A 13,494-nucleotide genomic window follows, 5' to 3' on the forward strand; every position below is an offset into this window, starting at 1 on the left:
ATTTGTTGACAAATAGCGTGAGCTTAGCGTCTTTTATGTAGCTGTTACTAGAGCTAGAAACAAAAACATTTTTACAGCAAGTAAACAAAGGTTGAATAGTTATAATAATTCAGAAATAAATACAAGTTGTTTTTTAAAATTGCCTGGACTAGAAGTAAAATATGTATTCCTAACCTTCTAGACTTGCATTAAAATGATAGTCAGGAGGTAGGGAATGGAAGCAGCAGTTAAGATTGCAAAACAAAGGTTGAGTGTGTTGGAACGTATCCGTTGTCATGCCCACATTTGGGTAAAATTAATAGAATCCGGGAGCAAGCCGGTACGTCAGGAACTCGTTGAGGGCGGCGGGTGCTGATCCTTCACAGTCCTCCAGAATACAGGGTAAAAAATGTTATATTCTACTGTTATACTCTATGGGAAAGAACAGGACGCCAGACTTTTTATATAAGGAGGATCCCTCATTATGCAGCACCACCAGTGGGCCCTAACACCTCCCATGGGATGGAATAGTTGGGACTGTTACGGGGCCAGTGTTACTGAACAGGAAGTCCGGGCCAATGGAGCCTATATGGCAGAGCATCTTTTACCTTATGGCTGGGAATACATCGTTGTAGATATCCAATGGTATGAACCACAGGCTAAGAGCAATATCTACAACGATCATGCTGTTCTAGTAATGGATACCTATGGACGACTCCAACCGGCCGAAAATCGATTTCCCTCTGCTCGGGGAGGAGAAGGTTTTCGCCCATTGGCTCGATACATCCATTCGCTGGGACTTAAGTTTGGTATTCACATACTCCGCGGTATTCCCCGCCAGGCAGTAGAACGGAACACTCCTATTTTAGGAACCCCCTACACGGCTCGAGACATAGCTGACGTGAACAGCACTTGTCCCTGGAATACGGATATGTATGGGATTGACACCACAAAGTCCGGCGCCCAGGCCTACTATAATTCGATTATCGATCTTTATGCCCAATGGGAGGTAGATTATCTTAAAGTCGATGATATCGCCCGGCCTTATCACAAAGGGGAAGTAGAATGTATTCGAAGAGCCATCGACCGATGCGGAAGACCTATCGTGTTGAGCCTTTCCCCGGGGCCGGCTCCTCTATCAGAAGCGGAACACCTTATAGCTCATGCTAACCTGTGGCGTATGACCGACGATATGTGGGATAATTGGTCCCAGGTTCACGATATGTTTAGTCGTTGTGAACAATGGGCCCCTTTTGTGGGTCCAGGCCACTGGCCCGATGCGGACATGCTTCCTCTGGGATACATTGGTATCCGCAGTCACGGTGGCCCCCGATATACCAACCTTACCCGAGATGAACAACAGACCCTATTTGCTCTCTGGTGCATGTTCCGATCGCCCCTTATGTTCGGCGGGGATCTTACTATGAATGATTACTGGACCCTTTCACTCCTTACCAATCAAGAAATCCTGGAAATATGTCAGTGCTCCTTGGGGAGCCGACAATTTTCCCGGGATGAACATTCAGCAGTATGGACCGCCTGGGGAGCGGGGGATACATACTATCTGGCCCACTTTAACCTGGCCGAAACTCAACAAAACATACAAACAGACCTCAAAAACATTCTCGAAGAAGAGCCCTATTCTCAAAACCCGTGGATAGCAAAAGAACTGTTCACCCAGCAAAGTTGGACCCTTTCTCAGGAACAGATCTGTTCCACTGTGCCTCCCCATGGGGTACGATTGTACCGGCTAATGAGAAAGGAGAGCCCCTTTTAGAAATTATTTTTTGATAGGCCATGACGGGGCCCGATCCGAGGCAGCCAAGGGAAGGAACAATACAGAGCAAAATTCAAGACGTTGACAGTTTTTATCAAGCTTTTTATACTGGTTCCGTCGTGGGGTGGTCCGTTGGGCCTGAGATTATACCCGTTGAACCTGATCTGGGTAATGCCAGCGCAGGGATCCTGACATAATCCCATAGTATCCCCACAGCCACAAATCTCATGGAGCCGGTACAGGAAAGGATTCCTGTTCTGAAGTACTACGGGGGAGCTCCAATGCTGGTGCTTTCCCTTTGCTTTAGAACAGAAAAAAGCTCTGATACCGGGAAAGGAGTTCGTATGGCTGGGAAAAACGCTCTTTTTTCCTGGAAACTCAATGAAGTCGTGATCCTGGTGGTGCTTTCCATCGCCATCGGGGTTCTGTTCTGGGCATGGACCTTCATCGAAGCCCTCGCTAAACCGCTGGAAGCCATTGGGCTACGGTACCTTATGTCGGGGGTCTGGTTTATTGGGGGGACCCTGGTGGCCTTTCTGATTCGGCGACCGGGGGCGGCCCTCCTTGGAGAAGTCCTGGCCGCCATCCTCGAAGGGTTTATCACCCAGTGGGGAATTACCGCCGCCATATGGGGTCTGGTACAGGGGATTGGGGCAGAAGCGGCCTTTGCTCTTGGCCGCTATAAAAAATGGAACCTTCCGATGATGCTCCTTGCGGGGTTTGCATCCGCCCTTTGTTCGTATATTCTCGATTTCTTTTACAGCCAGTACTGGACCTTACAGCCCTGGTTATGGCCAGTTCAGATTATTGCTATTTCCGTAAGCGGCCTCTTCTGGGCTGGCTGGCTTGCCTATCACATAGGTCGGGGAATCATCCGGACCGGGGTTACCTCCAATCTGCTTTCAGGGGATGACCTCGTCAAAGAAGAAAGCGAAGAATAAAGTCAGGGGGATGATGAACCCCCGCCTGCGGTGTTTCCCGCATCTAAGGATGCCAGGTTTTGCCCGAGGCTTCTCGCATCCTGAAGGGGAAGTCGGGATACGACGGTGGGTGGGGGCCTCTCATTATGGGCACATGACCTACCTGATGAACTGGACTAGCCATACATGAATCTTATCGAAATAGAGAATCTCTCGTTCCGTTTTCCCGGTCGGCGTCGGCCGGTGCTGGACCGCATTTCCCTTTCCATTCAAAGAGGGGAACGGCTGCTTCTTTTTGGGTCCTCTGGCAGCGGTAAAAGCACCCTCCTGCAGATTCTGGCGGGTCTTGCGCCAGAGCACACCGGGGGAGAGCTAACCGGCACCCGTCGACTTCTGTACCGTCGGCGAGGGGTGGTGTTACAAAACCCCGAAGCCCAGATTATCACCCCGACGGTAATAGAAGAACTGGCCTTTCCCCTGGAAAACGAAGGGATAGCCCCGGAGGAAATTCTCCGACGGGCAGAGGACGCCCTTTCCCGCTTTGGGATGACCGGATTTGCCCAGCGCCACCCCTTAAGCCTTTCAGGGGGAGAATGCCAGCGTCTTTCCCTGGCCTGCGCCCTCATGGGGAATCCGGAGGTCCTGTTCCTCGACGAACCCACCTCATTCCTCGATGAAGAGCGGGCGACCCAGTTTTTCAAGGATCTTAGACAGCTACCCCCGGAAATAACGGTCATCCTGGTGGAACACCGGTACGAACTTCTTGCCGATTTCTGTCACCGGTGGATCAAAGTAGAAAAGGGAAAACTATACGAGGAACAGGGACCGCCGCGGTCAGCCCTCGCTGCATCAACCTTTGTTTCCTCTCAGAATAGCCCCCCCGTTCCCGAGGACCCATCAGGGGGGGAGCCAGAGGCTTCCCGGGAAGTTGGCCAGAACCTCGCTTCGGTTCCATCCGTGCATTCTCCCCTTCAGAGCGCCGCCCCCCTGCTTGAAATTCGCCACCTTTCCCATAGCTATCCCGGCGGTCCTCCTCTTTTTCAGAACCTTTCGCTGAGCCTTCCCCATGGGACCTGTCTTGCCCTCCAGGGGCCCTCGGGATGCGGGAAAACCACGGTGCTCAAAAAAATACTCCGTCTTTTGCCGGTAGAAAAAGGAAAGATTTTTATTGAGGGAAAGGATGGGGCCCTTCTTACCCAGGAAGCACTCTACTCGTACATCGCCTATGTCCCTCAAAACCCAGAACACCTTTTTATAGCCGACACGGTGCGGGAAGAATTGCATCTGGCCCTTTCCCAGGGGGAAAGGAACTCCGCGCCATCCCATTCCCGGGCCTTTGAACTAGCAGAACGGTTTTCCCTTACCCATCGACTGGGAACGAATCCTTTTAAGTTGAGTGAGGGAGAAAAACGCCGGCTCACCCTCTGCATCGCCCTGGCCATGGGTCGGCCCCTTATCATCATGGATGAACCGACCTATGGGCTTGACCAGGAAAATCGCCTCATTTTACTAGAACTACTCAATCAAAGTATCCGGGAACAACAGACCATCTTGATGGTAAGCCACGATACCCCTTTTCTGAGCCGGCTCCCCTGCACCATTCGAACTTTTAAGGAAGGATACCTATGGTAGAAAAAAGCGTGCCCCCTTCATCAGAGCCACAGGGAATCCTCTTGTCGCAAACGAATGAAGGTTCGCCCCCTCTTTCGCACTCCCTTTTATCCCCATCTGACCATATCTTCGGCCGGTGGCGACCCAACCCCCTTGCCCTGCTTTTGGGACACCTGGCCCTGATGGTGCCGGTGTTCCTGGCCATCGACTGGTATACCCCTCCTCTCTACATGCTCATAGGATACCTGGTCATCCGGTGGAGCACCGGCCTTTCCCTGAAAAAACTCCTGCGGATCGTGGCACCCCTTTCCTTTCTTTCGGTGGGACTTTTCCTGATGAATGTGCTTTTCCCCGCGGAAGGTGTAAACGGACTGCACCGGGGAATTGCCGTGTTCCTGCGGAGCCTTTCCCTTATCACCCTGTCGTCTTCGTATATCCTCGCGGTACATCCCTATGATCTTATCCGCTCCCTTATGCAACAGTGGCACCTGTCCTATCGATGGGGCTATGCCCTCTTTGCAGGCTGGAACAGCATCCCCCTCATCAGGCGAGACCTTGAGTTGATTCAGAAGGCCCAGGACATCCGCCTCGCAGGTCAACCTGCCCGCCACCGACGACAAAGGCTCCTTCGGGTCCCCATTACCCTCCTTTCGGGGGTTATTCTGCATGGAGAACGTCTCAGTCTTTCCATGGCAGCCCGGGGACTTGAAAACTGCCAGAAGCGGACTTTTATACGGGAAATACCCTGGACAGGTCGGGACTGGCTCTACATCATCCTCATGGGCGCCGGGTCTTTTGGTCTCTGGTATATACTCATAAGGAGTGGCCTTTTCCGTTTTGAGCTCGGCTAGGGAAATTTTTGAAAGCACCCCGGATACACACCAGGGATTTACACACCATGGAGTAACAAAGGAAGGAGATTATGGAACATACCAGAAATTCGTATGAACATTCAGATATTGAAAGCATGCCCTCCGCGCTGGCCATTCAATGCCTGCCGATGGGAATCACCGAAAAGGATCGGGTCTACGAAATCGTAGACTCGGTCATTCAGGAAATCATCGCCTCAGGCCTTTCCTACCAGGTAGGCCCCTTTGAAACGGTCATCGAAGGGCCCCTGGGGGAGATCCTTCCCCTCATCGGCCGTTTACATCGGCGCCTGCTTGAATCGGGTATAGACACCGGCGCAAGTTACATCAAACTCTGGAGCGGCCGGAATTTGGGGAGCAGTGCCGAAAAAACAGAAAAATACACAAAACCCCACTAAGCCCCTCCGGAAGGATTCCTCTGGGAAGCCCCTAAAAGGGAAATAGCGCCGTCCACCGCCCGGTGCCCCCAAAAGGGCAGAGAAGGGGTCTTTCTCCCTTTCTGTCGGAGATTCTTCCCCCTTGACTGCGTGAACGTTCACACCTATACTGTGTAGGTACACGCACCAACAAGGAGGATGATGTATGGCCCCCAGTGGTCTTTCAAAAGAGGAACAGGGAGCCCTTATTGCGAACGGAAAGGGTATTGTCGGTATTGAATTTGGTTCTACCCGTATCAAGGCCACCCTCATTGCCCCCGATGGGACGCCGCTGGCGTCGGGATCCTACGAGTGGGAAAACAAGCTTGTCCAGGGTATCTGGACCTACGACGAAGAAGAGATCTGGAAGGGTTTGGCGAGCTGTTATCAGTCCCTGGCTCAACAGGTACAGCGTCTCTATGGTATTACCCTGCAGCGTCTTGCCGCCCTCGGCTTTAGTGGCATGATGCACGGCTACATGGTGTTCGACCGGGAAGGGAAACTCCTTGTTCCCTTCCGCACCTGGCGTAACAACATCACCGGAGAAGCAAGCAAGAAACTTACGGAATTGTTCAGGTTCAATATCCCCCAACGATGGAGTATCGCCCACCTGTATCAATCGATGCTGGAAAAACAGGAACATCTTCCCAGGATTACCTACATGACGACCCTGGCAGGGTATGTGCACTGGAAACTCACGGGCGAAAAGGTAGTAGGCGTAGGGGAAGCCTCGGGGATATTTCCTATCGATCCTGCTACGGGAACCTACGATAAGGCTATGGTGGCCCAATTCGATGCCCTTGTAGAAGGTCAAAAACTCCCCTGGCGGCTCCTGGATATCCTTCCCCGGCCCCTTCCGGCGGGAACCCCTGCAGGAACCCTCAGCGCCGAAGGGGCGCGGCTCCTGGATCCCTCGGGGAACCTGAAGGGAGGCATCCCCCTCTGTCCCCCCGAAGGAGATGCGGGAACCGGCATGGTGGCTACCAACAGCATCCGGGCCAACACGGGGAATGTCTCCGCCGGGACGAGTGTCTTTGCGATGATTGTTCTGGATCGATCCCTCTCCCAGCCCCATGAAGAGTTAGACATCGTGGTTACCCCCGATGGCAAGCCCGTCGGCATGGCCCACTCTAACAATGGGTCCAGTGAGCTGGATGATTGGATTGGACTCTTCCATGAGGTGGCCCAGACGGTACGGGGGCCCTGCCCCATCGATACCCTGTACGAAACAATTCCGGCTCTGGCGGTTACCGCGAATGCGACTACCGATGGGCTACTCCACATTGGATACCATTCGGGGGAACACCTTACGGGCTTTACCGAAGGACGGCCCCTCTTTGCCCGAACATCAGAGGCGCCCCTGGCTCTGCCGAATTTTGTACGCTCCATCCTCTTTAGTTCCCTTTGTGCATTACGGATAGGCTTAGATGTACTGTACCAGGAGGGAATTCGGGTAAAAGAACTCCGGGGCCATGGGGGATTTTTCAAGCGGGGCATCACGGGCCAGAAAATAATGGCCGCCGCCACGGGAATTCCCGTGAGCACCCCCGCCACCGCCGGTGAAGGAGGTGCCTGGGGCATGGCCCTGTTAGCGGCCTACGCCATTCGGGAAAACAAACAGCAAAGCCTCGAAGATTTCCTGGATGAACGGATCGCTAGCAGCATCAGCAGTCCCGTGCCGCCGGACCCCCGGGATACGGAAGAGTTCCGGCAGTACCTGGAACGATACAAACGGGGTCTTGCCATCGAACGGGAGGCAATCCGGGCTCTGGCATAGAACAGGAAGAAGCCATGAAGAAAACGAGCCCCATCACCGTAAAAGAAATTGCCCGCCTTGCGGGGGTTTCCATTGGAACCGTAGACCGGGTGATCCACGGCCGGGGACGGGTATCTCCGGAAACCAAAGAACGGATCGAACAGATCATCGCCCATTCGGGATTTTCCCCCAACCCCATTGCCCGCAGCCTTAAACGGAAAGAGCCCTACCACTTTGTGGCCCTGCTCCCTGAAAAAAGCCAGGACTCGGGCTATTGGGGACAGCTTGCCCAGGGGATTCAAACTGCCTCGGAAGAAATTGCGGTGCTGGGAATTCAGACAACCATTGTAGAGTATGATCGATACGAGGTCGGGTCATTCCGGGAGGCCACCCAAAAAGTTGTCAGCCTTCATCCAGACGGGCTCGTGTTGGCGCCTATACTTCCCGAAGAAAGCCGCCGTTTTATTGGTTCGATCCAGGAGGAAGTCCCCACGGTATATATCGATGCGGACTTACCGGGTACCACGCCCCTCTGCGCCATCCATCAAAACGCCTTTCGGGGCGGAGAACTGGCCGGCCGTCTTGCCCTGCTTTTTTCAAAGAAAAGCCCCGAAGAAACCCGCTGGGGCCTCCTCGTGCCCCATGCAGAGGACTACCACATTCAACAACGGCGTAACGGGTTTTTACATTTTGCCTCATCGGTGCGGATGCCGGTGGTACTCAAAGAACAGGTGCTGTTAGAAAAACCAGAGGAAGCCCAGGCAGTGCTGGAGGAACTGGCCCAATGTCACCCCCCTATCGATGGTATTTTTGTAACCAGCGCCTCGGCCCACCGGATTGCCGAGGCGGTTCTAAGGGCCCAACAAAAAGATCGGCTTACCATCATTGGCTACGACCTGGTACCCCGCAACCACGAGTTACTTCTCCAGGGTGCAATTGACGCCATCATCTCCCAGCGACCGGAAACTCAGGGACGCCGGGGACTCCTGGAACTGTATCGGCATGTGGTACTGGGCCAGCGGATCCATCATCATCATGATATTCCCATCGATTTATTCCTTAAAGAAAATGCCCCTCCCCTTGTAGAAAGGGGAGAAAGGATAGAAGCAAAACTGAATAAGGAGCAGTGTTATGATCAACCTTAAAGATTTTGAATTCTGGTTTGTTGTGGGAAGCCAGGACCTGTATGGCGAAGCTACCCTGAAACAGGTAGCGGAACATGCCAAGATCATGGCTGAGGGTTTTTCCCGGGATCCCCAATTCCCGGGGACCATCGTTTTAAAACCAACGGTCCTTACCCCGGCGGGCATCCGGGAAGTTTTTGAAGCGGCCAATGCCAACCCCCGTTGTGCGGGGATTATCACCTGGATGCACACCTTCTCCCCCTCCAAAATGTGGATTGGGGGCCTTTCGATCAACAAAAAACCGGTGCTCCACCTGCACACCCAGTTTAACCGCGATATCCCGTGGGCAAACATCGATATGGACTTTATGAATCTGAACCAGTCAGCCCACGGCGATCGGGAACATGGCTTTATCCATGCCCGGATGCGGCTTCCTCGTAAAATAGTGGTAGGCCACTGGGAAGATCCGGAGGTGCGGCGACGCATGGCCGTGTGGATGCGGGCCGCCTGTGCCTGGGCCGATGGGCAGCGTTCCACCGTGGTCCGCTGGGGAGATAACATGCGGGAAGTGGCGGTCACCGAAGGGGATAAGGTAGAAGCCCAGATTCAGTTTGGCTGGCAGGTAAATGGCTGGGGTATCGGGGACCTGGCCCAGGCCTATACGGATGTTTCTGCAGGGGATATACAAAAGCAACTGAAAGTCTATGAGGCCCAGTATGAACTGGCCCCGGAGATCCAAAAGGATCCGACGGCCCGCAAGGCCCTGGAAGAACAGGCCCGCATCGAAGTGGCCATGAAGCGGTTCCTGGAAGAACGGCGAGCCGGGGCCTTTACCACCACCTTCCAGGATCTCCACGGGCTTCCCCAATTGCCCGGCCTGGCGGTGCAGCACCTCATGGCAGAGGGCTACGGCTTTGGGGCCGAGGGAGACTGGAAAACGGCCATGCTCGTCCGGGCAATGAAAGTGATGGCCACGGGGCTAACGGGTGGAACCTCATTCATGGAAGACTACACCTATCATCTTGAACCGGGTAAGGAGGCAATCCTCGGAGCCCACATGCTCGAAGTGTGTCCTTCCATTGCAGCCCAGAAACCCCGGATCGAAGTACATCCCTTAAGCATCGGCGGTAAAGCAGACCCTGCCCGCCTTGTATTCGATGGGGCACCGGGCAAAGCTATCTGTGCCACGCTGGTCGATCTCGGAGACCGGTTCCGCATGATCGTCAACGATGTAGAATCGATCCCCATAACGAATCCCATGCCCCGTCTTCCGGTGGCGCGGGTACTCTGGCGACCCCTCCCCAACTTCCGGGATGGGGCTGAAAGCTGGATCCTCGCCGGCGGGGCCCACCACTCCGGATATTCCACCGCCCTTTCGGTAGAATACCTGCGAGATTGGGCAGAAATTGCGGGCATAGAACTGGTGCACATCGGCGCCCACACCGATCCGGTACGGCTCCGGGACGAACTGCGCTGGGGCGAAGCCTATTGGTCGTATCGGTAAAGAGTTCTGTTCTCCCCGCCCCGAACGGTGGCCCCCTATTTTTCGTGATTCATGGGGGCACCAGTTTCTGTGGTTGGGGGAAAAAGGGGATACCATTACAAAAACCGCTGAAGCCCCTGTACGAAGGGGCTCCAGCGATAATGGGGTGAACCTATCCGGGGGTGATGAACGAAGGAAGGGGAGGAAAGATTTTTTATGTCACAAATTTGAATTCATCAAGAAAGTCATTCCTCCACCCTTTGGTAGCGAAAAAAACTGAGAGAGCCTATCGTACAACAAGAGGAAGCTTTTTAGAGAGGAGGCATCACTATGGACACCTATAAAACCTTACGAGAAGCAGCTTATGAGGCGAACCTGGAAATACCACGGCGGAACTTGGCCATTTACACCTGGGGCAATGTATCCGCCTTTGATGCTCAAAAAGCGGTCTTTGCTATCAAACCTTCAGGGGTGGCCTACGAAAACCTACGGCCCGAAGATATGGTGGTGGTAGATCTCGAAGGGAAGGTCGTGGAAGGGAAACTTAACCCATCGTCGGATACTAAAACCCACATGGTACTCTACCGGGCCTTTCCCCAACTGGGAGGTATTACCCACACCCACTCGCCCTATGCCGTAGCCTGGGCCCAGGCACGCCGATCCGTTCCTATTTTCGGCACCACCCACGCAGATCACGGGTGCCGGGAAATTCCCTGTACCCCCCTCTTAAGTCCCGAGGCGGTGCAGCGGGACTATGAACTCGAAACGGGGCATCTCATCGTTAGTACCCTAAAACAGCTAGAACTCGCGGTGGATGATACCACCATGATCCTTGTGGCAGGTCACGGACCTTTTACCTGGGGGAAAACCGCCGCCCAATCTGTCTATCATGGAGCAGTGTTGGAAGAAATTTGCAAGATGGCCATCCTTACCCTTACCATCAAGCCCATTGCCGAGCCCTTACCAGAATACATAGTAAAAAAACACTGGGAACGGAAGCATGGCCCCGGGGCATATTACGGGCAAAAGAAATGAATACTAAAGAACTCAAAATGATTTTAGAAAGAGAAAACTATGACCCACACTCTTATTCCTTAGATGGAATGAATCAATGGGAATGCTACTGTTTAGAAAAATCTTACGGCGCCTTTCATGTGTTTTATAATGAAAGGGGAAACAGGGTCGGTGAAAAAACTTTTAAAAGTGAAGATGAAGCCTGTAGGTATTTGTATGAAAAATTAAAAAGTGACCCAACAACTAAAAAGAAAAGGGATAACTAATGGATATACAGAAAGTTATAAAACATGCCGAAAATGTATTACATAAAATAGAGAAATATAATGATGCAGAAATATCAAAAGAAGATTTAAAAATTGTAAAAGAAAGAATACAATATATGATATATGATTGATTCTCTTAATCAAAAATCGCTGGTTTCAGATAATCATCAACATATCGGTCTTAGCCGATTGGTTATCGATCAGTGGCCTCTGGGTCATAAACTTGGCACAGAGATTTCAAATCTTGAGGAGGAATATATGGCGTTATACAATTTCGAAGAGTTAACTCAATTAGTAAGAGAAGCCCTCAATATGACAAACGAAAGGTTAAGAAAATCGCCAGAATGGCAAACCTTACAGGTCATTCAGAAACAATTGATTGCCATAGAAGAGGATCTTAAAAATCAGGGGGCATCAAAAGACGAGCTTAAAAAACGTATCAACATAGGACTCATTTCGGTGCGGGAATTTGAAGCTGACGACCCTGACTTTACCGATCTTCTACAGAAAATAGATTATCGTTACAAAAAACTGTAGAAATTTCTTATGGCGGAAATAACTCAGATTAAGATCTTGCTTGATGAGATATACACATTACTCCTTAAAGCCAACGAGACAGAGTGGGCAAAGAGTATATATCAAATAAAAAATGAATTTGAAAATTCTCAAGAAGACGAATTGAACGTACTAGCAAGAAAAGCCTTACAAATGTTTGAAGGTTCTGGTTCATTCTCAGACCTTGTGTTATATGTAAATGGTAATCCAGATAGCAAGCTGAATGATAGGTTTAATACATTGCGAATGCGACTTCATCAGGAACTAATTAATTTTATATCCTGAAGGAGGTTATAAAAATGAATTATTATACTCTGGATAAATACGAAACCGTCAAGGAGAAAAAGTCCCATATTGTAAAACAACTATTAGTAGTCACCGCTATTTGTGCTGGAGTATCTATAATTTTGTTAATAATTCTTGAGTTATTGGTCGCACTCTTTATATCCTTTGCATTTACGATGCTTGCATTCGGTTTTTATATAAGTATGTGGTACCCTGTGCATAGAAGGAAATGTCCCAGATGCAATTCAAAAATGAAGCTATTTAATGATGGAGAACATGAAATCCTTTTTTATTGTGAAGATTGCAAAGTTAAAATTAAAACCGGACGGACTGAGAGAGAGCTTCTAGATCCAGGACCACCAGCTTAGTTTTTAATTTTCTCAAGATGAAAAAAATCAATAGAAGGCAAGTTGATGTACGAATACAAAGAAGCTATAAGTGTACTTATTGACAATTTCCCTGAACTAAGAAAAGTTTATGAAGAGAATATCGATGATTATAAAGAACTCCCCTACGTATTTTATGAATCTGTATTTTTTAAATTTATTATGAATACGGCTTATTCTTATGATGAAGAAAAACGGAAAGCTATATTCAGCTTTATTGAAGATATGCTTAAAAATGGAGATAAAGAAATAAAAAACCTCATGAAGTTGCCATAATTGAAAGTTTGTATTATGAAGAAAATTCTAAGGCCAAAGAATTATTAGCAAAATATTTTGGTCCCCTAACAAAAGAAAGTTATAAGAATTGCTTCCTGAAGTAAAAAAAATTGTATTCCTAACCTTCTAGAGTTACATTAAAATGATAGTCAGGAGGTAGGGAATGGAAGCAGCTGTTAAGATTGCAAAACAAAGGTTGAGTGTGTTAGAACTTGCCGAACAGCTCGGTAATGTCTCTGAAGCATGCCGTCGTCGAGGGATGGATCGCACCTCGTTCTACGAGTGGAAACGTCGCTTTCAAACCCATGGGTTCGAAGGTCTCAAAGATTTACCGCCGATCCATAAGAGTCACCCCCAGACGGTGAAGCCCGAGGTTGAAGCTCGCATCATCGAATTAGCATTGGCACACCCGTCCTACGGTTGCAACAAGCTGGAGAAGCTTCTGTCTCTGGAAGGCCCGTATGTTTCGAACGTGACCATCCAAAAGATTCTGATCGAGCATGGACTCGGATCTCGGTATGATCGGTGGCTTGCGCTGGAGAAGAAGTCGGCAGAAGAGGGGCTTGAGCTCTCCGCCGATCAGATAGCCTACATAGAGAAGCTGAATCCGAGCTTCAAGGAGCGGCATGTGGAGAGCGCGGGGCCGGGAGAATTACTATGTCAGGATACTTTTTTCGTAGGGACCTTGAAGGGGGGTGGGCGGGTGTACCTGCATACGGTGGTGGATACCTATGGGAGCTATGCCTTTGGGTTTTTACACACGACCAAGCAACCGGC

General features: G+C 50.8%; 16 protein-coding genes and 1 riboswitch. All 16 genes read left to right on the forward strand.

Annotated elements, in window-relative coordinates; translation table 11 throughout:
* Positions 1-463 precede the first annotated feature (463 nt).
* A complete protein-coding gene (locus C5O22_RS11445) occupies positions 464-1,756 on the forward strand; it encodes a glycoside hydrolase family 27 protein (RefSeq protein WP_132781939.1) in 1,293 nt (430 codons plus the stop codon).
* A gap of 110 nt (positions 1,757-1,866) precedes the next feature.
* Positions 1,867-1,959: riboswitch (TPP riboswitch) on the forward strand.
* Between the two features lie 141 nt (positions 1,960-2,100).
* The gene (locus C5O22_RS11450) at positions 2,101-2,697 is read left to right on the forward strand and encodes an ECF transporter S component (protein WP_165910512.1); all 597 of its coding nucleotides are present in this window, start codon (positions 2,101-2,103) and stop codon (positions 2,695-2,697) included.
* A 165-nt stretch (positions 2,698-2,862) separates the two neighbouring features.
* Positions 2,863-4,308, forward strand: coding sequence for an ABC transporter ATP-binding protein (locus tag C5O22_RS11455; protein WP_132781943.1), 1,446 nt, complete (start codon positions 2,863-2,865; stop codon positions 4,306-4,308).
* Entirely contained in the window at positions 4,302-5,138 is an 837-nt protein-coding gene (locus tag C5O22_RS11460) for an energy-coupling factor transporter transmembrane component T family protein (RefSeq protein ID WP_132781945.1), read from the forward strand. The genes C5O22_RS11455 and C5O22_RS11460 overlap by 7 nt, the downstream gene beginning before the upstream one ends.
* Positions 5,139-5,209: 71 nt before the next feature.
* On the forward strand, positions 5,210-5,554 hold the full coding sequence (locus C5O22_RS11465; protein WP_132781947.1) for a thiamine-binding protein: 345 nt from the start codon (positions 5,210-5,212) through the stop codon (positions 5,552-5,554).
* Positions 5,555-5,738: 184 nt separating this feature from the next.
* The gene (locus tag C5O22_RS11470; RefSeq protein ID WP_132781949.1) at positions 5,739-7,349 is read left to right on the forward strand and encodes a xylulokinase; all 1,611 of its coding nucleotides are present in this window, start codon (positions 5,739-5,741) and stop codon (positions 7,347-7,349) included.
* A 14-nt stretch (positions 7,350-7,363) separates the two neighbouring features.
* Positions 7,364-8,473 (forward strand): LacI family DNA-binding transcriptional regulator, encoded by a 1,110-nt coding sequence (locus C5O22_RS11475; RefSeq protein WP_243692933.1) that lies wholly within the window; start codon positions 7,364-7,366, stop codon positions 8,471-8,473.
* Positions 8,460-9,956 carry an L-arabinose isomerase gene (araA, locus tag C5O22_RS11480; RefSeq protein ID WP_132781951.1) on the forward strand — a complete coding sequence of 499 codons (1,497 nt, stop codon included), beginning with the start codon at positions 8,460-8,462 and terminating at the stop codon, positions 9,954-9,956. Before C5O22_RS11475 ends, araA begins: the two co-directional genes overlap by 14 nt.
* 309 nt (positions 9,957-10,265) lie before the next feature.
* Complete coding sequence (araD, locus tag C5O22_RS11485; RefSeq protein ID WP_132781953.1) at positions 10,266-10,970, forward strand: L-ribulose-5-phosphate 4-epimerase AraD; 705 nt, start codon at positions 10,266-10,268, stop codon at positions 10,968-10,970.
* Positions 10,967-11,215: a hypothetical protein gene (locus C5O22_RS11490; protein ID WP_132781955.1), complete on the forward strand. Its 249-nt coding sequence runs from the start codon at positions 10,967-10,969 to the stop codon at positions 11,213-11,215. The genes araD and C5O22_RS11490 overlap by 4 nt, the downstream gene beginning before the upstream one ends.
* Positions 11,215-11,346 (forward strand): hypothetical protein, encoded by a 132-nt coding sequence (locus tag C5O22_RS13765; RefSeq protein WP_279432200.1) that lies wholly within the window; start codon positions 11,215-11,217, stop codon positions 11,344-11,346. The genes C5O22_RS11490 and C5O22_RS13765 overlap by 1 nt, the downstream gene beginning before the upstream one ends.
* Positions 11,339-11,752 (forward strand): immunity protein Tsi6 family protein, encoded by a 414-nt coding sequence (locus C5O22_RS11495; RefSeq protein WP_132781957.1) that lies wholly within the window; start codon positions 11,339-11,341, stop codon positions 11,750-11,752. Before C5O22_RS13765 ends, C5O22_RS11495 begins: the two co-directional genes overlap by 8 nt.
* A gap of 9 nt (positions 11,753-11,761) precedes the next feature.
* Positions 11,762-12,055: a DUF6966 domain-containing protein gene (locus tag C5O22_RS11500; RefSeq protein ID WP_132781959.1), complete on the forward strand. Its 294-nt coding sequence runs from the start codon at positions 11,762-11,764 to the stop codon at positions 12,053-12,055.
* Positions 12,056-12,069: 14 nt separating this feature from the next.
* Entirely contained in the window at positions 12,070-12,423 is a 354-nt protein-coding gene (locus tag C5O22_RS11505) for a TFIIB-type zinc ribbon-containing protein (RefSeq protein ID WP_132781961.1), read from the forward strand.
* 45 nt (positions 12,424-12,468) lie between these two features.
* On the forward strand, positions 12,469-12,717 hold the full coding sequence (locus tag C5O22_RS11510; RefSeq protein ID WP_132781963.1) for a DUF7674 family protein: 249 nt from the start codon (positions 12,469-12,471) through the stop codon (positions 12,715-12,717).
* 163 nt (positions 12,718-12,880) lie between these two features.
* Positions 12,881-13,494, forward strand: a 614-nt coding sequence (locus tag C5O22_RS11515; protein ID WP_132781965.1) for a helix-turn-helix domain-containing protein, incomplete at its 3' end; no start/stop codon positions are given.

It is taken from the genome of Treponema sp. J25, assembly GCF_004343725.1.
In the GTDB taxonomy this organism is placed as follows: Bacteria; Spirochaetota; Spirochaetia; order Treponematales; family Breznakiellaceae; genus J25.